Origin of the sequence: Novosphingobium sp. 32-60-15, from assembly GCF_002280675.1 — a bacterium.
In the GTDB taxonomy this organism is placed as follows: Bacteria; Pseudomonadota; Alphaproteobacteria; order Sphingomonadales; family Sphingomonadaceae; genus Novosphingobium.
Genome location: NZ_NCEN01000004.1, coordinates 235,147 through 254,632 on the forward strand (window position 1 = coordinate 235,147; position 19,486 = coordinate 254,632).

Below are 19,486 nucleotides of genomic sequence, written 5' to 3' on the forward strand. Positions count from 1 at the left end.
GTTGCGTTTGGCTTGATTGACAGGGAACATCATCAAGCCGTCGCCCGTTCCAATATCCGAATGATGAACTCCACCAACGATAACCACCTGTCCCTAAGGGCGCATCACTGGCGTATTTCGCCCACGCACGCGTTGATGGCAACTGCGTTGTGTTGGGCAGGATTTGCGGTAGTGACGGCGGCAGTGCTCACCGGGCGTAGCGAAGGCATTGATAGCGCCGGACTGCTATTTTGGCGACGAGGTGCGACGCTGTTGCCCGTAGGGCCTGAATGGCTGCTTGAAGCGGTCCGTGATTTGACGGCACTGGGCGGCGTGTTCTTGCGCAACCTTATAGCCTTGGGTGCGATTGTGGCGCTTGTCTTTCTGCGCCTTCGCCGTGAGGCGGTGTTGCTGGCTGCGACGATCGCGGGCGGTTGGATCGTCAACACCTTGGTGAAACTGGCAGTAGGCCGCCCTCGCCCGCTGATCGTGCCGCATTTGACCGATGCTGGCGGACAAAGCTTTCCCAGCGGGCACAGCTTCAATGCGGCGGTTGTCTATATCGCGATTGCCTTGGCATTCGCCGCGATGAGCCCGAAGCGATCCGTGCGGTGGACGCTTATCAGCCTGGCGATTGTGTTGAGCATGGGCGTGGCGGTCAGCCGCGTGTGGCTAGGCGTTCATTTTCCCAGCGATGTTATGGCAGGCTGGTTGGGCGGTGCTGGATGGGCTTTTCTGGCTGTGGCCATGCTGCAAAGGCCCGCAAAAGCCGTCGCGCAATCGTTGGATGGGGCTGCGCCAGCTGGTTAACAGTCGGTCAAACGCACTGTTTCTTGAAAGCCGCCTGCCATGACAGGATCGGCGAAGCGCGCATCGCCGAATGTCACTGTGATTTCGCAGCCCTTGCGCCATATTGTCGCCGTGGGCATTTGTGACCACGCTAGGAAATCACGCACTTGGGGTGTGGCGATCGCTGCGCGTTGGACCACAGGCACGCTCATATTGTCGGCAACCGGTGGGCCGTAATCGGCCAACCGCGTCATACTGATTAAGGGATCGAACCGGGCATGCGTGATCGCGCCGCCCGACCGCCACACGAGATCACGCCGCCAGAAACGCAAGGGCTCGGGCGAAGCGAATATGCGATCTGGCCTTGCGTATGGTGCATCTGCCGACGGAGCGCGCCATGCCAGCGCGCTGATCCCCATGTTTCCAAGGATGAAAGCCAGCGCGGCGACCAGAGCAAGAATGGCAGGGCGGCCCGCTTTACGCTTTCGCGTCCGCCAAATCCCAGCGCTCAGAAACGCCAGAAGCCACGGCGACACGATGAACAAGCCGTCAGTGTGGAACCAGCGTTCGCTTGCCGGAGACAGCAATTGCACCGCATAGACGTTCTGCAAATCAAGCAGCGGGTGTGTGATCGCGCCCAACCAGCACAACACAAGCAACCAGCCAAAGCGCATCGGTGGCGCGCTTTGCGCAATCTTGCCGCCGCTTAGCTGCCAACGGTCCAGCAGCCAAAGCATTGCTGCCAGCACTGGCGGCAAAACCACGACACCGCCGATCAGCCCGTGCGTAAAGCCGCGATGCATCGCCAGCGGTGCCCAAGGCGCCCATCCGAAAAACACATCGATATCAGGCATATTTGCTGCCAATATGCAGGCAGCCAATCCTTTGCGTGTACGATGCTTCAGGCCTGTCTCGGCCAGCGCCCAACCGACGAGGCTGTGTGTCAGGTTATCCAGACGCCAATCCCCGTCAGCCGTGCGGTGTTATTACTTAAATCGGGTCAGCCGCCGTGCCACTGACGGTCCACGTCTGGCCTTTGGCGAGCAGTTTGGCGAGATTTGCTTCTTTGCCGACGCGCGATTTGGCGTCCTGGCCAAGCAGCACTTCTTCGTACGTCGGGCGCGGATCGTCATAGATTACGCCCAGCGCCATCGGGAACGGGCCGAACGGCATTTCCACCAGCATGTGCGCAATCGCGCGGTTGCGGGCGTTGTGGACGATGACGCCCGCTGCCTGCCAATCGCCATCGATCACATCGACGACTTTCAGGCTGAGCGTTTCCATATCAAGCGCAATGCCCTTGATCCCGCCCGACTTTTCGCTGCCGAACAGCATCGGCTGGCCATCTTCGACCCAAAGCTGGTTCTGATCCGCCACGCCCTTGGCGACGAAATCATCGAAGCGGTCTTTGTTATAGACGATGCAGTTCTGGAAGATTTCCACAAACGCCGCCCCCTTGTGGGCGTGGGATGCCTTCAACACACCGCTTAGGTTCTTGGACACATCATAAGCACGGGCGATAAACCGCGCGCCTGAACCCAACGCAAAAGCGCAAGGGCTGGCGGGATGATCGACCGAACCCAAGGGCGACGTCGGGCTGTTGGTGCCCTCACGGCTGGTCGGCGAGAACTGGCCTTTGGTCAGGCCGTAAATCTCGTTATTGAACAGAAGAATCTGCACATTCACATTGCGGCGCAGGATGTGCATCGTGTGATTTCCGCCGATCGACATGCCGTCACCGTCACCGGTTACAATCCAGACATCGAGGTCCGGATTGGCCAGCTTCACGCCCGTGGCAAAGGCCGGCGCGCGACCGTGGATCGTGTGGAAGCCATAGCTTTCAATGTAATAGGGGAAACGGCTTGAGCAGCCGATGCCCGAGACGAACACGGTGTTCGACGGATCAGCGCCGATTTCAGGCAAGGTGCGCTGCACGGCCTTGAGAATTGCGTAATCCCCGCAGCCCGGGCACCAGCGTACTTCCTGATCGGTTTCCCAGTCCTTCAGCGAGGTCTGGACCTTGGCGATGGGAGTCATGTCGTTCATGTCTATATCCCCTTAAGCCAGAGCTTCATCAATCGCGGCTTCGATTTCCGCGATGGTAAAGGGTTGGCCGCTGGTCTTGTTAAGTGGCTTGGCGTCAACCAGGAACTGGTCGCGCAGCACGGTCTTGAACTGGCCGGTGTTCATTTCGGGCACCAGCACCTTGTCATAGCCCTTGAGCAATTCGCCAAGGTTGGACGGCATCGGCCAGACGTGGCGGACATGGATTTGCGCCACGTCCTGCCCTTTGCGACGCGCACGGCCCACGGCCTGATGGATCGGGCCGTATGTGCTGCCCCAACCGACAACCGCCAGCTTGCCCGAGGTTTCACCCAGTTCAACCGCCTGCGCCGGAATGCTGGCGGCAACGCCATCAACCTTGGCCTTGCGGGCATCGGTCATGGTCTGGTGGCTGGCCGGACTGTAATCGATGTTGCCGGTGCCGGGGTTCTTTTCGATCCCGCCAATCCGGTGCATCAGGCCCGGTGTGCCCGGCTTGATCCATGGACGCGCACCCTTTTCATCACGCGCAAACGGCAGTAATTCGCCATTGGGCCCGTTCTTCTCGGCAAGGAATTTGGCCGGGAACGGCGTGAAGCTGGCAGGATCAGGGACTTTCCACGGTTCTGCCGCGTTGGCGATGTAGCCATCGGTCAGGACCATAACGGGCGTCATGTATTCGACAGCAATACGGCAGGCCTCAATCGCCACTTCAAAGCAGTCAGAGGCAGAACGCGCGGCGATCACCGGCATCGGTGCATCACCATTGCGGCCATAGATCGCCTGATAAAGGTCGGATTGTTCGGTCTTGGTCGGCAGACCCGTTGATGGCCCGCCACGCTGCGAATTGATGATAACCAATGGAAGTTCGGTCATGATGGCAAGGCCCATCGCCTCCCCCTTCAGCGCGATGCCGGGGCCTGAAGATGACGTTACGCCCAACTGTCCGGCAAAGCTTGCGCCGATGGCCGAAGCAATTGCTGCAATCTCGTCTTCAGCCTGGAATGTGGTGACGCCATATTCCTTCAGCTTGGTCAGGTTGTGCAGGATCGCTGATGCGGGCGTGATCGGATAGCCGCCAAAGAACATCGGCAATTCAGCCAATTGCGCGCCTGCCACCAGACCCAGGCTGATAGCCTCAGCGCCCGTAACGGTGCGATAGAGGCCCGGTTCGCTTTCGGCCGGGGCGATGTGATACTGCTTGAGCGGTCCGGCGAGTTCTGCCGTCTCGCCATAAGCGTGGCCTGCATTGAGCGCCGCGACATTCGCTTGCGCCAGCACCGGGCTTTTGGCGAACTTGGCGTTGAGCCAATCGATCAAGGGCTGCCGGTCGCGGTCAAACATCCACAGCGCAAGGCCAAGCGTCCACATGTTCTTGCAACGCAGCGCTTCCTTGTTGCCAAGGCCGAACGGCTTCACGGCTTGCAGCGTCATCGCCGAAATGTCGAAAGCCAGCAGTTGCCAGTTTTCAAGGCTGCCGTCTTCCAACGGGTTGACGTCGTACTTGGCTTTCTCAAGGTTACGCTTGTTGAATTCACCAGCGTCAGCGATGATCAGGCCACCGGCCTTCAACGCTCCGACATTCGTTTTCAGCGCCGCCGGGTTCATCGCCACGAGCACATCGGGCTGATCACCTGCAGTATCAATCGCGGATGAACCGAAGTTGATCTGGAAGGCCGAAACACCGAACAACGTGCCCTGCGGCGCGCGGATTTCTGCCGGAAAATCGGGGAATGTCGCCAGATCATTGCCTGCAAGTGCGGTGGACAGCGTAAACTGTCCTCCGGTCAACTGCATACCATCGCCTGAGTCACCGGCAAAACGCACGACCACTGCTTCGGGGCTCAAGTCTTCCTTGCCACCCGTCAACGCGTCCGGTCCATCAACTACTGTCGCCATATCGTCCTCTGATGCGTGCGCCGGGATTGCCCCCACGCCCATAAGCGCATTTCAATGAAATCAGCGCCTATGCCGCTCTCGATCCAATCGCAAAGAAGAAAAACTCCTGCGATAAAAAAATTGCCAATGGCATGGTGTTTCAATCACGGCGCGCTAGTCAAGTTGCATTCGGGAACCTACCCCTTTGAAAGTAGCGATTCCCGTTGATGGAATGAGGAGAGACCATGTCTGACACCCTTGCGCATTTTGTTCGCCCCGATGTGAAAGTGTTTCTCGATTTCCTGAATTCTACAAATGCCCCGCCGATGCATGAGATGGGCCTGGACATGGCCCGCGCCAGCTATACCGCCATGGGAGCCATTGCCGAACAGCCCCCGCGCGCGCTGGCCGTCATCCGCGATCTTGCTTGCCCGGGCCCTGCGGGCGACATTGCGTTGCGCCTTTATGATGCACGCGAAAACCGCGATGCCGGACCTGCCGTCGTTTTCATGCACGGCGGCGGCTTCGTCATCGGCGATCTTGAAAGCCATCATAGTCTTTGCACGGAAATCGCGGCAGAACTCGATTTGCCGGTCATCGCGGTGGATTATCGCCTCGCGCCGGAACATCCATTCCCAGCAGCCCCTGATGACTGCGAAGCTGCTGCACGCTGGATTGCTGCAAATTCGGCACAATTGGGGCGGGAAATTACCGGGCTGATCCCGATGGGTGATTCCGCAGGCGGCAATCTGACCATTGTCGTCACCCAGGCGCTGGGCGATGCGCCAGCTGCCGTGCCGGTCGTGCTACAAGTGCCGATCTATCCTTTGTCTGATGACAAGCCCGATCACCGATCATTCCTTGATTTTGCGGAAGGATTTCTGCTCACCGCACAGACCATGGCATGGTTCGCTGATTCCTATCGCGCAGTAGATGGCGACAAACGCGCCTACCCGCTCTATGGCGATCATACGAAGACACCGCCAACGGTGCTGGTGACGGCAGGCTTGGACCCGATTCGCGATAGCGGGCGGATCTATGGTGCAGAACTGGTGCGCGCTGGCGCAGAGGTCGTTTTCCTTGAAATGAAGGGAACGATTCACGGCTTCACGCAGTTGCGCAAGGCGTTGCCAAGCGCGCAGCAAGATATGCAATCCATCTTTGCGGCCGTCAGGCTGCTGCTGGAAAGGTCAAAATGAACGATCAAGTTGCCGGGCTGCCTTATCGCCCTTGTGTCGGAATCATGCTGGTCAATGCCTCGGGCCTCGTGTTCGTGGGCAAGCGGATCGACAACAAGGAAGGCGACGCCTGGCAAATGCCGCAAGGCGGGATTGACGACGGCGAGGATCTCCACCCCGCCGCCTTCCGTGAACTGGCCGAGGAAACGGGCGTTTCAGCCGAGCTTGTCACGATCATCGCCGAAAGCCGCGATGAACACTTCTATGATCTGCCCGACGAACTGTTGGGCCGGTTGTGGGGCGGAAAATATCGCGGGCAACGCCAGAAGTGGCTGCTGCTACGCTTTGCAGGCGAAGATACAGATATCCGGATTGACGCGCACGAACATCCCGAATTCAACGAATGGCGCTGGGTTGAACCAGAACTTCTGCCTGATCTGATCGTGCCCTTCAAAAAGCGCGTCTACCGGCAGATTGTCGAAGAGTTCCGCGAGTTGATCTGACGGAGCAGAACCAGCTTAGTTGGTTTCGATTTTTGGATCAGGCTTCACCGCTTCGGCGGATACCACGCGCGGTGCAGGGCCACGCGCAATCGCAGCGGCAAGGTCAGCTGTCTCGGTGCAGCCCTTGCCGCACAAACCCTCAAGCCGGGTAAGATTGCGGCGGGCTTTTTCCAAAGCGCCCTTTTCAACCATAGCCCCGCCTTCGCCAGAAATGGCGACGACGTTGTTGGGATCACGGTCAAGGGCCTGACGATAGTAACGAATAGCCTTGCCCTGCAGACCATCGCGACGGGCAGCTTCGGCAAGACCGATCAACGGTGCCGCGCTGCCGGGGTCAATGGCAAGTGCAGCCTCAAAATTGTCAGTGGCTGCGCCGACGTCGCCTTTGGCCAAAGAGGCACGGCCATCTTTGACAAGTGTTGCGGCACGGGGATTTTCAACCGTTCCTTTGGCAGAGCCCATGCTGCCGGTCATGGCAACGACAAGCGAAAGGGCAACTGCAACAGGGGCGTAACGCATCAAGCACTCCTTGAGCCGACGACTACCACTGAATGAACCCGCCTGCATGAGTATTCAATTAACACGGCGGATGAGTGTTGCGAAGAAAAACCCGTCAGTCCCATCCCTAAAGGGTGTGAGTCGCCAGCCCTTGCCGTGCGGACGACCTGCGGGAAGTTCCGGCAAGGCCACTGACCATTCGTCATTCGCATCCAGAAACGCGGCAATCCGTCCGGCACCTTCGGCGTCCAGTAACGAACACACCACATAAGTGAGCCTTCCACCGGGACGCACCAGCGCTGCCCCGATGTCCAGAACATTGGCCTGCATCGCGTGATAGCGAGCGAGTGCCTTGGCATCGAGCCGCCACCGCGCTTCCGGATTGCGCCGCCAGGTGCCGGTGCCTGAACACGGCGCGTCAATCATCACCGCATCAGCCATGCCCGCCCAATCGGTCAAAGCTTCCAGTTCCCGTCCGGGATTGAGCAGCCGTGTTTCAACCAGAACACCAGACCGCGTAGCGCGATCGGGCAAACGCGAAAGACGGGTACGATCAATATCGCAAGCCAACAGCTTTCCGGTGTTACGCATGGCTGCCCCCAAGCCCAGCGTTTTGCCGCCAGCGCCCGCGCATAGATCAACCACGGCTTCACCGGGCTGCACGCCGAGCGCCATGCAGGCAATCTGGCTGCCGCTGTCCTGAATTTCGAACAGACCTTCGGCGAATTCAGGCCAGCTTTCCGCTGCCGTGCCCGCAGGCAAACGCAAGGCATCGGGCGCAGCGGTTGGCTCTGCCTGAACAGGCAAACGCGCGCGCAATTCGTCCCGGGCAATCTTTAACGAATTGGCACGCAGGTCCAATGAAGCGCGGCCCAGAAGCGCCGCCTGTTCGTTTGCATCCAACCCTGACGCCGCCATCTGTTCAACCAGCCAAGCCGGCGCGATGCCGCCTTCGGCCACAGGTTCATCGGCGGAAATCAGTGCCGGTCCATAGGTTGATCCATCGAACAGGGCGGTCAAAGTGGTGTCGCCCTTGGCAAGGCGCAGCATTGCCGCCCTGCCATTTACCGGCACGTCACCACAGACCCTGATCGCGTTCCATGCCAGATCGCGGATCGCGCGCCGGTCTTTCGAGCCGACGAAACGCCGCGCCCGAAACCATTCTGCGGCAATTCGGTCCGCCGAAGCACCCTGCCCTCGCGCGGCGTCAATCACCGCGTCAAGGATATCAATCGCCGCTTGTACGCGCGCTGATGGCGTCACTTTACGATGCTCAACCGGGCGATGCTCAACCCGCTTTGTAGTTCGGTGCTTCGCGCGTGATCGTCACGTCGTGAACGTGGCTTTCACGCAGGCCAGCGTTCGTGATGCGAACGAACTTTGCACGCTTGCGCAAAGCTTCGATCGTGGCGCTGCCGGTATAGCCCATCGCCGCCTTGATTCCGCCCACCAACTGGTGAACCACATCCTTGGCCGGGCCCTTGAACGGCACCTGACCTTCGATACCTTCGGGAACCAACTTCATCTGGTCCTTGATGTCTTGCTGGAAATAGCGATCCGCACTGCCGCGCGCCATCGCACCGACCGAACCCATGCCGCGATAGGACTTATAGGCGCGGCCCTGATACAGGAACGTCTCGCCCGGCGCTTCTTCGGTGCCCGCAAGCATTGATCCGATCATCACCGTGCTTGCGCCTGCCGCCAATGCCTTGGCTGCATCGCCAGACGTGCGCAACCCGCCATCAGCAATCACCGGAACGCCTGATTTTTCAGCTTCTTCAGCGCATTCCATCACGGCAGTAAGCTGCGGCACGCCGACACCGGCGACGATGCGCGTGGTACAGATCGATCCGGGGCCAATGCCAACCTTGATGCCATCAGCGCCCGCATCGATCAAAGATCGCGTCGCTTCAGCAGTTGCGACGTTGCCTGCGATAACCTGAATGGAATTTGAGAGCTTCTTGGCCGCTTCGACCGCGCGCGCAACGTCACGGTTATGGCCATGTGCCGTGTCGATGATGATCACGTCGCATTCCGCGTCGATCAGAGCACGGGTGCGTTCGAGGCCTTTATCGCCTGTCGTCGTGGCCGCAGCGGCGCGCAGGCGGCCAGTGGCATCCTTGGTAGCATCGGGGAAAGTGACGGCTTTTTCGATGTCCTTCACCGTGATCAGACCGATGCAATGAAATGCATCATCGACCACCAGCAATTTCTCGATCCGGCGTTGATGCAGCAGGCGGCGTGCGTCATCGCCGCTCGCGCCCAAAGGCACGGTCGCAAGATTTTCATGCGTCATCAATTCGCGCACGGGCTGCATCGGATTATCGGCAAAGCGCACGTCACGATTGGTCAGGATGCCCACCAGCTTGCCCGAAGTTTCAACCACGGGGATGCCGCTGATCTTGTTGGCGCGCATGATGGCGTTGGCTTCGCCAAGCGTCGCATCAGGCGAAATGGTGATCGGGTTGACGACCATGCCGCTTTCGAAACGCTTTACGGCGCGGACGGCCGCGCACTGCTCTTCAATCGAAAGATTGCGGTGCAGCACGCCGATACCGCCAAGCTGCGCCATGACAATCGCCATGTCGGCTTCGGTCACGGTGTCCATTGCAGACGAAATGATGGGAATATTCAGCCCGATCGTCTTTGTAAGACGGGTGCGCGTGTCGGCTTGTGACGGGACAAGATCCGACTCGGCAGGACGCAACAAGACGTCGTCGAAAGTAAGGCCGAGAGGGATATCCATGAGGGGTGCCACTTCTTTGTGTCCGGGGATTCGTGGCGGCCCATGTAAACAGGATAGGCCGGTTCGGCTAGGGGGTTTGGCGTCGTGATGGTCAGCGCGCGGGATAGCGCTTGATATCTGCAAATGTGCGGACAAGTTCTACTTGTAAAGCAACGTCATCTGCCATTCCGGCGTAATTGATCCCCGCCCCAGCCTGATCCAAGGGGCGGTGGTAGGTATCCTCCATGAAGCGTTCGATCCGCTCCATATCGCCGTAGCTGCTGCTGACCATCACTGCAGGCACATCATGCTGCATCAAGGCCCAGCTATCTTGCCGCTTGATGTAAGCGTTGGGACCATTGCCCGGAGCAAGCTTGCGCTTCATTCGGCGCGCGACGTCGCCAATCAAGGGATCAAGCGGGGTTAACCCCTTGCCCACAATGCCGATCGGACTTCCGGGTGGGACCAGCCCCGTACTGTCCACGTTGAAAGCGGCCACGATACTGTCAAGCGGGATTGGCGGGTTTTCAGCAAAGGCCATAGCCCCTAGCAGGCCAAGCTCTTCGCCCGTTGTGGCCACAATATAGACATCACGGTCCATCGGGCGGCCCTTCGCCAAAATGCGTGCAGCCTCGGTCACCACAGCGAGACCGGATGCATTATCAATCGCACCGTTGCAGATCAGGTCCTCCGCGGGTGCTTGCGCACATTCGCCAAAGTGATCCCAGTGCGCCATCATCAGGACTGCACCAGCAGAAGGAGAGCGACCGGGAATCCGTCCGATCAGGTTGTGTGTTCTTATCCGCGTTTCACGGCTGGTCGCCTCGAAAGTGCTGTTGATGCCCAGTGCATAAGGCGCAAATTGCACACCGTCAGCTTCGGCACGCAGCTTGGCAATGGTGCCATGCGACGATCCGGCAAGCAGCATGTCCGCCGTTGCAACGGACATGAACGCCTCGATTTCATCACCAATCGTATCGCCGGCAATCGCGTAGCCTGCGCGATTGCGCCGCGCGATTACGTCTTCCAGCCCGCGTTCGCCATCAAGTATGGTAATCACGGCCAAAGCACCGGCATCGAGCAGCAATCCCGCACGGTCACCCACTTTTTGCGGATCAGTGCCAGCAGGCAGGCTATCAAGCATGACGGCCACCCGCCCGGCCAATTCTGCACGCGGCATGACCGGCATGGTGGCGTGGCCGACAAACAGCATGGGCGCATCCTGCACCAGACTGCGCAAGCCTGATGTCACGACGAAAACGCTGCCTTCAGGCAAGGGTAACCGTTTGCGACCGCGCGTAAAGCTCGCGCGGGACATGACAGGTTCACGTTCCACAAGATCGACCGGCGCAAACCACCCGCTGCCCGGAATGTTGGTTCCGGCCTCCATGCCGATATCAAACCACTGCCGCGCCAGATAGCGCAGTGTCTTGGTCTCGCCCTCGGTACCGGGTTCGCGCCCTTCAAATTCGTCGCTCGCCAGTGTTTCGACGTGGGCTTTCAGGGACAGTTCAAGCGGCGACGGCTTTTTGGGCGCAGGTTTGGCGGCGACAAGCGCAAGCGCGCTGATAGCCAGCGCACCCGTCACTGCATTCCGCCAGCCCCCTGCACGCTTCATCGCTGTCCCCAAACGCTTTGTCGTGATCCCTTGTTCTCAAAACCAGGAATGACGCGCAAGTTCCCAATGGACCCGCACGCATGAACAGAACTTTACAAAATTGGCTGGCCGCCCCTTATTCGGCCACCCAACCGCCATCCATGTTGTAATTGGCGCCTGTAATATTCCGCGCCTCATGTCGGCACAGGAACAGCGCCAACGCCGCCAGATCCTCGGGCTGAACAAACTCTTTGGTCGGTTGGCGCACCAGCATCACATCGTTGATCACCTGCTCGCGCGTCATCCCGCGGGCTTTCATCGTATCGGGGATCTGGTTCTCGACCAGCGGCGTCCAGACATATCCGGGGCTGATGCAGTTTGCGGTAACGCCATGCGTTGCCAATTCCAGTGCCAGCGTCTTGGCCAGCCCTGCAATGCCGTGCTTGGCCGAGACATAAGCCGACTTGAACGGTGACGCTGTAAGCGAGTGCGCAGAAGCAGTGAAAATAATGCGCCCCCAACCTTTCTGCTTCATGCCGGGAATCGCCAGACGGCAAGCATCGAACGCCGAAGTCAGGTTCAGCGCAATGATCGCATCCCACTTTTCGACCGGAAATTCTTCAACCGGCGCGACGTGTTGCATTCCGGCGTTGTTGATAAGGATATCAATCGCGCCAAATTCTGCCAGCGCAGCCGCTATCATCGCTTCTGTGTGAGTAAGAAGATGTATCTGGCATCGCGGGCTTAGCCGCGCTTGTCCAGTCGCAATAATGATTGAAGGGGCAATGCATGCGGCTCGACGATTTTGATAACTCCATTAATGTCGAAGACCAGCGTGGCGGTGGTGGCGGGCGCTTCCCGATGGGCGGCGGCGGAAAGCTGGGCTGCGGTTCAATTGTAATAGCGCTGATAGCAGCGCTGGTGTTTGGTGTGGATCCCGCGCAAATGCTGGGTACGTTGCAACAATCCCAAGTTAGCGCGCCGGCCCAACAGCAAGGCGGCACGACATTGGAAGAAAGCTGCTCGGTCAATGAATTCAGCCGCGAAAGCTGCAATGCGCTGTCATCGCTCAACAAGACCTGGCAGCCATTGTTCGCCCAGGCCAACATTGCCTTCGAACCACCAAAGCTGACGTTCTATTCGCAGGCCGGCAATTCAGGATGCGGCGCCGCACAGAGCGCGATGGGTCCGTTCTACTGCCCCGCTGATAATGGTATCTATATCGACACCGATTTCTTTGCCGAGATGGACCAACGCATGGGCGCAGGCGGCGATTTTGCGCGGGTCTATGTCATGGCGCATGAGTATGGCCACCATATCCAGAACGTGCTCGGCACATCAACCCAAGTGCGCCAACTGCAACAGCGCAGCCCGAGCGAGGCCAACCGTCTGTCCGTGGCACTGGAATTGCAGGCCGATTGCTATGCTGGAGTATGGGCAGGCCGCAATCGTGACCGGATCGAACCGGGCGACATTGAAGAAGGCATGCGCGCAGCGCACCAGATCGGGGATGATACCTTGATGAAAGCTGCCGGTCGTCGCCCTGTTGAAGACGCCTTCACTCACGGCAGCGCCGCACAGCGCAAGCAATGGCTGCAGACCGGCATAGAGACAGCAGACGAGGACCAGTGCGACACGTTCAAATAAGAATTCGGCGTCTAACCGGAACCGAAGAGCTTGGTGATGCTTCTATTACGTAAAGGGGCATCTATGACTTTTACAAAGACTCTTCGGTTCGCACTGCTTTGTGGCGCATATATTTTTGCCGCACCAGCGTCTGCCCAAACAGCCGTTGCGCAAGACCGCGTGTCTGCAAGCGATGTTGCCACCACGCCGCTCAGCGACTTCAACCTCAAGAAGGATGAAGTGCCCGCAGTCCTGATCACAGCCCGCGAAAAGCCCTATAATCTGGCCGGGATGACGCGGTGCACGGCGATTTCGACGGAGATTGCGCAGCTTGATGCAGTATTGGGCGATGATATCGACATCGCCCGGGACGATGGTGGCGCAAAAGTCAGTGTTGGCAGTGTTGCCAAATCCTTGGTCCGTTCGCTCATTCCGTTCGGCGGGGTTATCCGCGAATTGAGCGGAGCCGGCGGCCAAGAGCGCATGTGGAACGAAGCAATCTACGCAGGCTCGGTGCGCCGCGCTTTCCTGAAAGGTGTTGGCCAACAACGGGGCTGCAAATACCCGGCTCGCAGCGCAAGTATGGCAGATTCAACGAAACTGTGGGCCAATCGTGACGCTGCCGGAGCTGCCGAAAAAAACAGCAAATCGGACAACCGCAAATCTGATGACGAGAAGTCCAAAGCTTCGAAAGATGACAAGGACAAACCGGTGAAGTTTGAAGCCCGCCCCGTCGTGCAATCAGCTAATTAGAAAGCAAAACGCCGGGATCACAATCCCGGCGCAAGCTCTTACATCCTGACGCCAAAGCGCCCGGTTTGATTTTAGTATACGCGCTTCTTGGGCTTGATGTACTCTACATCGTCGGTCAGCGTGTATTCGTGGACCGGGCGGTAATCGATCTTGATCTCGCCACCTTTGCCGCCCCAGCCATTGAACCAGGCTGCGGTGTGCTTCATCCATTCAGCATCGTTGCGATCAGGGAAATCTTCGTGCGCATGTGCGCCACGGCTTTCCTTGCGGTTGTGCGCGGAATGCATGGTCACGGCAGCCTGGCTGATCAGGTTATCGAGTTCCAGTGTTTCGACCAGATCGGTGTTCCAGATCAGCGAGCTGTCCGACACGTTGATGTCTTCCATCCGCTTGTAGGTATCGGCCAGCTTGACCTTGCCTTCTGCCATCAGTTCGTCGGTGCGGAACACAGCGGCATGCATGGACATGGTTCGCTGCATTTCCGTGCGCACTTCTGCAGTGGGCGAGCCACCCTTCGCGTGACGGAAGTGATCGAGGCGACCGAGTGCCAGATCGGCGCTATCCTTTGGCAAGGAAGCGTGAGCCGTACCGGGCTTGATCAATTCCTTCAGGCGCAGGCCGGTTGCACGACCGAACACGACAAGGTCGATCAACGAGTTCGAACCCAGACGGTTGGCGCCGTGGACCGAAACGCAAGCAGCTTCACCAACGGCAAAGAGGCCCGGAATGATCGTTTCAGGATTGCCGTCGGCACCGATTGTCACGACTTCGCCATGATAATTGCACGGAATGCCGCCCATGTTGTAATGCACGGTTGGCACCACAGGCAGCGGCTGGCGGGTCAGGTCGACACCGGCAAATATCTTGCCGCTTTCGGTAATGCCCGGAAGGCGTTCTGCCAGAACGTTCTGGTCAATATGATCGAGGTGCAGGAAGATGTGGTCCTTGTGCGGACCAACGCCGCGACCTTCGCGGATTTCCAGCGCCATCGAACGCGAAACAACATCACGCGAGGCGAGGTCTTTGGCCGATGGAGCATAACGCTCCATGAAGCGTTCGCCCTCGGAGTTGGTCAAATAACCACCCTCGCCACGCGCGCCTTCGGTGATCAGCACGCCTGCACCGTAGATGCCGGTCGGGTGGAATTGCACGAATTCCATGTCCTGCAGCGGCAGACCAGCGCGCAGCACCATGCCGCCACCGTCGCCGGTGCATGTGTGCGCCGATGTTGCCGTGAAGTAAGAACGGCCATAACCGCCCGTTGCCAGAACGACAGCATGGCCACGGAAGCGGTGGATCGAACCATCGTCCATGCACAGCGCGATAACGCCACGGCACACGCCGTTTTCCATGATCAGGTCAATGGCGAAGTATTCGATGAAGAAGTCTGCATCGTACTTCAGGCTTTGCTGATACAGCGCGTGAAGCATGGCGTGGCCGGTACGGTCAGCCGCAGCGCAAGTACGCTGGACCGGCGGGCCTTCACCCATGTTCTGCATGTGGCCGCCGAACGGACGCTGGTAAATCGTGCCTTCAGCGTTGCGGCTGAAAGGAACGCCTGCGTGCTCAAGTTCATAGACCGCAGCGGGTGCTTCGCGCACCATGTATTCGATCGCATCCTGATCGCCCAGCCAGTCCGACCCCTTGACGGTGTCGTACATGTGCCAGGTCCAGTGGTCCGGGCTGTTGTTGCCAAGCGAGGCTGCGATACCGCCCTGCGCTGCAACGGTGTGGGAGCGGGTCGGGAAGACCTTGGTTATGCAAGCGGTGCGCAGGCCAGCCTGAGCCGAACCCATCGTTGCGCGCAGGCCCGATCCGCCAGCACCGACGACGACAGTGTCGTAGGTGTGGTCAATGATCTTGTAGGCAGGCTGAGTTGAACTGGAAGCCATGATTTATGCGCCTCCCAAGGCGATACGAAGGACCGAGAACACGCCGAATGCGGCGGCTACGAACGGTACGATGTTGACCAGCAGCCAGGCGGCGATCTTGCCACCTTCTGAGTGGATATAATCCTCGAGCATGACCTGAACGCCCATACGTGCATGGGTGAAGGTATTGATCATGATCAGGATCAGCGCGATCGAGGGCAGCGGCCGTGCCACCCAACCGCGTACTGTAGCGTAAGCATAGTCAGGCAGCAGCAAGAGGCTGACGATCAGGAAAGTGATCAGGACCAGGTTACCCACCGCCGTCAAACGCGAAGTGAGCCAGTGGTGTGTGCCTTGATGGCTTGAACCGAGGCCGCGTACGCGACCGATTGAGGTGCCGTTACCCATTAGGTGATGCCTCTATAAGAGTGCCAAATCCCACCGGCGCTTAGCGCAGCAGCAGGAAGGCCCAGAGCAGGATGGTAGCGATTGCCGAGAAAGCAATCGTAATGACCGACCAACGCGAGTTGGCTTCAAGTTCGTAACCCGCCCCGATATCGAGGATCAGGTGGCGAATGCCCGAAGCCGCATGCTGAAAGAATGCCCACGTCAGACCGATCAACACAACCTTGCCAAAGATCGCGGTTACAGCTTGCAAACCGTCGCCCGCGCCGGTCCAGGTGTAGTCCAGGAACGACTGGTAGCTTTCCGGACCGCTTGCCAATGCACCGATCCACCACAGCAGCAAACCGAGGCCTGCGAAGGCCAAACCGTTGCCGGTGACGCGGTGCAGGATCGAAACCAGCATGGCCGGACCCCAGCGCCAAATCTGGAGATGCGGCGAAATCGGCCGTGCTTTGCGCGCCTGCGCCATGAACAAACCCCCTTGAAGTCAACAAAGATTGCGAAACAGGCCGCAATCGGGATGCGATTCGTATTAGTCGAAATGATCGACCGTGCAAGCGCGCGAGAGATGTAAATAAGGACACACCGTTGCGCGGGCTTGCGCTGCCCCCTAAACAACGCCCATGACCATTCGTCCACTGCTGTTTTGCAGCATCGCCCAAATTATCGCCCTGACCATCGCCGCCCCTGCCCTTGCGGCCCCCGAAGCTGCCGATCCGGCAGCGGGCCAGCGCTTAACCGAGCAATGCAAGGGCAAAGAGACGTTTGACGATCCCGCACCGCCGGTGCGCATCTTTGGCAACGTGTGGTATGTGGGCACATGCAACGTCACCGTCCTGCTGCTGGCTTCGCCAAAAGGGCACGTATTGCTGGATTCTGCGACGGAAGAAGCCGCACCGCAAATCATCGCCAACATTCGCACGGCAGGGTTTGACCCGAAAAACGTGCGCTGGATCGTGTCGAGTCATGAGCATTTTGACCATGTTGGCGGACTGGCGTTCGTGAAAAAAGCGACCGGTGCCAAAGTGATTGTACGTGACGAGGCGGCAGCTATTTTCCGCAGCGGAAAGGTTAGCCCGGCCGATCCGCAAGTGCAGGAAATCCACGGTTTTGATCCGGTAAAGCCGGACCGCGTGATGAAAGCGGGGCAAACTTTGCGCGCGGGGCCACTGCGGCTTACGATGTTGGCAACGCCAGGGCATACCGAGGGTTCGACGAGCTGGACGTGGCAAAGCTGTGCGGAGAGCGAGTGCCACAAGTTCACTTACCTTGACAGTATTTCGGCCCTGCAACTGGGGACGTACCGGTTCAGTGCAAATCCTGAGCGCGTGGCGATGTTCCGCCAGACTTTTGACGCAATCGACAAGATGGACTGCGGCATCGTCCTCACCCCCCACCCCGGCGTCAGCGCGATGGCGCAGCGGATGGCGGGCACAGAGCCGCTGTATGAAGAAGAAGATTGCCGCGTTATCGTGAAGTCTGCCCGCGCGCGGCTTGATACGGCACTGCTGCCATGAGTTGGAAAATCACTGCATTTGCGGCGCGTGACGTGGTGCAAGCCGCTTTGGTGGCGCATGAGGACGCGTGGGATTGGGACCACGATATCGTGATCGCGGGAAGCGAGATTGCCGAGGACAAGCCTGACGACTGGCAATTGGAAGCATGGCTTGATCGCAAGCCGACCAAGGCCGACCGTGCGGCGATCAGCGCCTTGTTTGCCGGTGGTGCGCCCAAGCTATTGGTCGAAGAATTGCCCGATGAAGACTGGGTAACCCTGAGCCAGCAGGGCGTAGAGCCGATCCGCGAGGGTGTTTTTTATGTTCATACGCCTGATTATCCCGCGACGGATGATGCGGGCGTGCGCGACTTTGTGATCCCGGCGAGTCAGGCGTTTGGCACTGGACAGCATGCGACGACCGCCGGGTGCCTGACGATGTTGAGCCATATGAAAGCCAGCGGCGTGGTGGTGCGCAATCTGGCGGACATCGGCACGGGCACAGGGCTGCTGGCCTTTGCCGGGCTACATTTGTGGCCGCGCGCACGGGCTGTGGCGAGCGACATCGATGCAGTGTGCGGGCCAGTGGTGGCCGAGAACGCGGATAACAACGGGATCCAGTTGGGCGACGGCGGCGGCCAGTTGGCAATGGTGATTGCTGAAGGGATGGACCATCCACTGCTGCAGGCGGCCGGGCCTTATGACCTGCTTATTGCCAACATCCTTGCGGGGCCATTGGTTGAATTAGCGCCACACTTTGCCGGAGCGGTGATGCCTGGCGGCAATGTGTTGCTGGCAGGCCTGTTGGAAACGCAAGAGGCGACAGTGCGCGCGGCCTACCGGCGGGCGGGCTTTAGGCTGGCAGCGCGCATGGTGCGCGGGGACTGGTCGATTCTATGGTTGCGGCGTCGGGCTGTTCGCTGACAACAGCTCCAATAACCTTAAAAAGCCTCTGCGCCACGCAAACGCAGGGTTTACATCAGGGATGTGCAGCCAATGTATCGCGCAGAAGCGTGAGCGCGCCTGCCGTAAAGGCCTGCATATTGGCGAGCCGGTCATTGCTGCCGGTTTCAATACGGCACGAGGCGGTGATGCCGTTCGGCCCGACCACGGCGAACGCGCTGGTGCCCGATGCCACGCCAAGCGGATGCGCGCTGCCACCACCCGCCGCGCCGGTTTCGGCAATGCCCCAATCCGCGCCAAGCCGTTCGCGGATAAGGCGCGCCTGTTCGGTCGCATAGGCTTCGGTTGCTGAGGTAAAAGCGCGCAAGGACCCTGGCGCATGGTCCAGCGCGATCCGTCGGCCTTTCATGGAATAAATCACGCTTCCACCGAGGAAATAGGCCGAAGCGCCGGTCATCGCGAGGAGACTGGCCGAGATCAGACCGCCGGTTGCACCATCGACAACGGCGATCTTCTGACCACGCGCTTTAAGCATGGCTCCGGCTTCGGCGGCGATTGCGGCGAGGTCCTCGAGCATGACATTCTCCCAACCGCCTGATGCGGCGTTGTTTTTATGACCGCGACCCCAGCATCGCCAATCCAAAGGCGACAAACACGCCGCCCGTGATGCGGTTGAAAAGCGTCCTCAAGGAAGGCCGCGTGAGCGCCGAAGCGATGGACCGCCCGCCAAGCGCGTAAACAAAGAACCACGAAATTTCGGTCACGCCAAACGTCAGGATCATCACCGCGAACTGGGGCAGTTCGGGCTTGGTGGAATCGATGAATTGCGGAAGGAACGCGGCGGCAAACAGCAGCGCCTTGGGGTTGGATATGCCGACAGTGAAGGCCGTGCGGAAAATCCGCCAGTTCGAAATAGTTGGTACGCGTTGTCCGTCAACGAGATCAACAGGGGCATCTTTGGCAGTCCACGATTTATAGCCAAGCCACAGCAAATAGCCCGCACCCAAGACCCGCAACACCGTGAATGCTCCGGGCAGCGCCGCGAGCAAGGCAGCAAGGCCAAGCGCGGAGGCCGAAAGAAGCATGACCACGGCAATAAAGCACCCCGCCATCGCCAAAGTGGAACGGGCAAGGCCAAGTTCAACACTACGCGTCATGACATGGAGCATGTTGGGGCCGGGTGAGCCGGAGATAAAGAACACGGTGACGACAAACAGCCACCAAGTGTGAAACGCCATAGCCA

20 protein-coding genes are annotated in these 19,486 nt (G+C 59.2%); 7 read left to right on the forward strand and 13 right to left on the reverse strand.

Annotated elements, in window-relative coordinates:
- Nucleotides 1-171: 171 nt before the first annotated feature.
- Nucleotides 172-789 (forward strand): phosphatase PAP2 family protein, encoded by a 618-nt coding sequence (locus B7Y89_RS05095; RefSeq protein ID WP_292936347.1) that lies wholly within the window; start codon nt 172-174, stop codon nt 787-789.
- On the opposite strand, the gene B7Y89_RS05100 is transcribed toward B7Y89_RS05095, so the two are convergent.
- The 3 genes from B7Y89_RS05100 to B7Y89_RS05110 are packed head-to-tail and all read right to left on the reverse strand — an operon-like array spanning nt 786 to nt 4,710.
- On the reverse strand, nt 786-1,724 hold the full coding sequence (locus B7Y89_RS05100) for a metal-dependent hydrolase (protein ID WP_292936525.1): 939 nt from the start codon (nt 1,722-1,724) through the stop codon (nt 786-788). The two genes, B7Y89_RS05095 and B7Y89_RS05100, sit on opposite strands and share 4 nt — an antisense overlap.
- A 34-nt stretch (nt 1,725-1,758) precedes the next feature.
- Nucleotides 1,759-2,814 carry a 2-oxoacid:ferredoxin oxidoreductase subunit beta gene (locus B7Y89_RS05105; RefSeq protein ID WP_292936348.1) on the reverse strand — a complete coding sequence of 352 codons (1,056 nt, stop codon included), beginning with the start codon at nt 2,812-2,814 and terminating at the stop codon, nt 1,759-1,761.
- A gap of 12 nt (nt 2,815-2,826) precedes the next feature.
- Nucleotides 2,827-4,710 (reverse strand): 2-oxoacid:acceptor oxidoreductase subunit alpha, encoded by a 1,884-nt coding sequence (locus tag B7Y89_RS05110; RefSeq protein ID WP_292936350.1) that lies wholly within the window; start codon nt 4,708-4,710, stop codon nt 2,827-2,829.
- A gap of 224 nt (nt 4,711-4,934) precedes the next feature.
- Here B7Y89_RS05110 and B7Y89_RS05115 point away from each other — a divergent pair, with 224 nt between their 5' ends.
- Together B7Y89_RS05115 and B7Y89_RS05120 are read left to right on the forward strand one after the other, a co-directional pair.
- Complete coding sequence (locus B7Y89_RS05115) at nt 4,935-5,888, forward strand: alpha/beta hydrolase (RefSeq protein WP_292936352.1); 954 nt, start codon at nt 4,935-4,937, stop codon at nt 5,886-5,888.
- Entirely contained in the window at nt 5,885-6,370 is a 486-nt protein-coding gene (locus B7Y89_RS05120) for an RNA pyrophosphohydrolase (protein WP_292936353.1), read from the forward strand. Before B7Y89_RS05115 ends, B7Y89_RS05120 begins: the two co-directional genes overlap by 4 nt.
- Nucleotides 6,371-6,385: 15 nt before the next feature.
- Here the strand turns inward: B7Y89_RS05120 and B7Y89_RS05125 are convergent, their stop codons facing one another.
- From B7Y89_RS05125 to B7Y89_RS05145, 5 genes are all read right to left on the reverse strand, one after another.
- A complete protein-coding gene (locus tag B7Y89_RS05125; RefSeq protein WP_292936355.1) occupies nt 6,386-6,889 on the reverse strand; it encodes a tetratricopeptide repeat protein in 504 nt (167 codons plus the stop codon).
- Between the two features lie 54 nt (nt 6,890-6,943).
- Nucleotides 6,944-8,131: an RsmB/NOP family class I SAM-dependent RNA methyltransferase gene (locus tag B7Y89_RS05130; protein WP_292936357.1), complete on the reverse strand. Its 1,188-nt coding sequence runs from the start codon at nt 8,129-8,131 to the stop codon at nt 6,944-6,946.
- A gap of 25 nt (nt 8,132-8,156) precedes the next feature.
- Complete coding sequence (gene guaB / locus B7Y89_RS05135; protein ID WP_292936359.1) at nt 8,157-9,614, reverse strand: IMP dehydrogenase; 1,458 nt, start codon at nt 9,612-9,614, stop codon at nt 8,157-8,159.
- 91 nt (nt 9,615-9,705) lie between these two features.
- Nucleotides 9,706-11,211 (reverse strand): M28 family peptidase, encoded by a 1,506-nt coding sequence (locus B7Y89_RS05140; protein ID WP_292936361.1) that lies wholly within the window; start codon nt 11,209-11,211, stop codon nt 9,706-9,708.
- Between the two features lie 115 nt (nt 11,212-11,326).
- Nucleotides 11,327-11,959 carry a 3-hydroxybutyrate dehydrogenase gene (locus B7Y89_RS05145; protein ID WP_292936526.1) on the reverse strand — a complete coding sequence of 211 codons (633 nt, stop codon included), beginning with the start codon at nt 11,957-11,959 and terminating at the stop codon, nt 11,327-11,329.
- 20 nt (nt 11,960-11,979) lie between these two features.
- Between B7Y89_RS05145 and B7Y89_RS05150 the strand changes: the two genes are divergently transcribed.
- Entirely contained in the window at nt 11,980-12,837 is an 858-nt protein-coding gene (locus tag B7Y89_RS05150) for a neutral zinc metallopeptidase (protein ID WP_292936363.1), read from the forward strand.
- A 159-nt stretch (nt 12,838-12,996) separates the two neighbouring features.
- Entirely contained in the window at nt 12,997-13,569 is a 573-nt protein-coding gene (locus tag B7Y89_RS05155) for a hypothetical protein (protein ID WP_292936365.1), read from the forward strand.
- Between the two features lie 71 nt (nt 13,570-13,640).
- Here the strand turns inward: B7Y89_RS05155 and sdhA are convergent, their stop codons facing one another.
- From sdhA to sdhC, 3 genes are read right to left on the reverse strand one after another with little or no spacing between them, the layout of a single operon-like run.
- Entirely contained in the window at nt 13,641-15,461 is a 1,821-nt protein-coding gene (sdhA, locus tag B7Y89_RS05160; RefSeq protein ID WP_292936367.1) for a succinate dehydrogenase flavoprotein subunit, read from the reverse strand.
- Between the two features lie 3 nt (nt 15,462-15,464).
- Nucleotides 15,465-15,848 (reverse strand): succinate dehydrogenase, hydrophobic membrane anchor protein, encoded by a 384-nt coding sequence (gene sdhD / locus B7Y89_RS05165; RefSeq protein ID WP_292936368.1) that lies wholly within the window; start codon nt 15,846-15,848, stop codon nt 15,465-15,467.
- 40 nt (nt 15,849-15,888) lie between these two features.
- On the reverse strand, nt 15,889-16,314 hold the full coding sequence (gene sdhC / locus B7Y89_RS05170) for a succinate dehydrogenase, cytochrome b556 subunit (protein ID WP_292936370.1): 426 nt from the start codon (nt 16,312-16,314) through the stop codon (nt 15,889-15,891).
- Between the two features lie 154 nt (nt 16,315-16,468).
- Between sdhC and bla the strand changes: the two genes are divergently transcribed.
- Entirely contained in the window at nt 16,469-17,362 is an 894-nt protein-coding gene (bla, locus tag B7Y89_RS05175; RefSeq protein WP_292936372.1) for a subclass B3 metallo-beta-lactamase, read from the forward strand.
- Nucleotides 17,359-18,264, forward strand: coding sequence for a 50S ribosomal protein L11 methyltransferase (locus B7Y89_RS05180; RefSeq protein ID WP_292936374.1), 906 nt, complete (start codon nt 17,359-17,361; stop codon nt 18,262-18,264). Before bla ends, B7Y89_RS05180 begins: the two co-directional genes overlap by 4 nt.
- Before the next feature lie 55 nt (nt 18,265-18,319).
- Here B7Y89_RS05180 and B7Y89_RS05185 read toward each other — a convergent pair whose 3' ends face one another.
- Nucleotides 18,320-18,820: a CinA family protein gene (locus B7Y89_RS05185; RefSeq protein ID WP_292936375.1), complete on the reverse strand. Its 501-nt coding sequence runs from the start codon at nt 18,818-18,820 to the stop codon at nt 18,320-18,322.
- A gap of 34 nt (nt 18,821-18,854) precedes the next feature.
- Nucleotides 18,855-19,481, reverse strand: coding sequence for a LysE family translocator (locus B7Y89_RS05190; protein WP_292936377.1), 627 nt, complete (start codon nt 19,479-19,481; stop codon nt 18,855-18,857).
- Between the last annotated feature and the right edge of the window lie 5 nt (nt 19,482-19,486).

Bases quoted from the DNA above. Each gene is read 5' to 3' on its own strand.
- B7Y89_RS05105 (WP_292936348.1), bottom strand. From the start codon at position 2,814: ATGAACGACATGACTCCCATCGCCAAGGTCCAGACCTCGCTGAAGGAC.
- B7Y89_RS05110 (WP_292936350.1), bottom strand. From the start codon at position 4,710: ATGGCGACAGTAGTTGATGGACCGGACGCGTTGACGGGTGGCAAGGAA.
- B7Y89_RS05115 (WP_292936352.1), top strand. From the start codon at position 4,935: ATGTCTGACACCCTTGCGCATTTTGTTCGCCCCGATGTGAAAGTGTTT.
- B7Y89_RS05120 (WP_292936353.1), top strand. From the start codon at position 5,885: ATGAACGATCAAGTTGCCGGGCTGCCTTATCGCCCTTGTGTCGGAATC.
- B7Y89_RS05125 (WP_292936355.1), bottom strand. From the start codon at position 6,889: ATGCGTTACGCCCCTGTTGCAGTTGCCCTTTCGCTTGTCGTTGCCATG.
- guaB (WP_292936359.1), bottom strand. From the start codon at position 9,614: ATGGATATCCCTCTCGGCCTTACTTTCGACGACGTCTTGTTGCGTCCT.
- B7Y89_RS05140 (WP_292936361.1), bottom strand. From the start codon at position 11,211: ATGAAGCGTGCAGGGGGCTGGCGGAATGCAGTGACGGGTGCGCTGGCT.
- B7Y89_RS05150 (WP_292936363.1), top strand. From the start codon at position 11,980: ATGCGGCTCGACGATTTTGATAACTCCATTAATGTCGAAGACCAGCGT.
- sdhA (WP_292936367.1), bottom strand. From the start codon at position 15,461: ATGGCTTCCAGTTCAACTCAGCCTGCCTACAAGATCATTGACCACACC.
- sdhD (WP_292936368.1), bottom strand. From the start codon at position 15,848: ATGGGTAACGGCACCTCAATCGGTCGCGTACGCGGCCTCGGTTCAAGC.
- sdhC (WP_292936370.1), bottom strand. From the start codon at position 16,314: ATGGCGCAGGCGCGCAAAGCACGGCCGATTTCGCCGCATCTCCAGATT.
- bla (WP_292936372.1), top strand. From the start codon at position 16,469: ATGACCATTCGTCCACTGCTGTTTTGCAGCATCGCCCAAATTATCGCC.
- B7Y89_RS05180 (WP_292936374.1), top strand. From the start codon at position 17,359: ATGAGTTGGAAAATCACTGCATTTGCGGCGCGTGACGTGGTGCAAGCC.
- B7Y89_RS05185 (WP_292936375.1), bottom strand. From the start codon at position 18,820: ATGCTCGAGGACCTCGCCGCAATCGCCGCCGAAGCCGGAGCCATGCTT.
- B7Y89_RS05190 (WP_292936377.1), bottom strand. From the start codon at position 19,481: ATGGCGTTTCACACTTGGTGGCTGTTTGTCGTCACCGTGTTCTTTATC.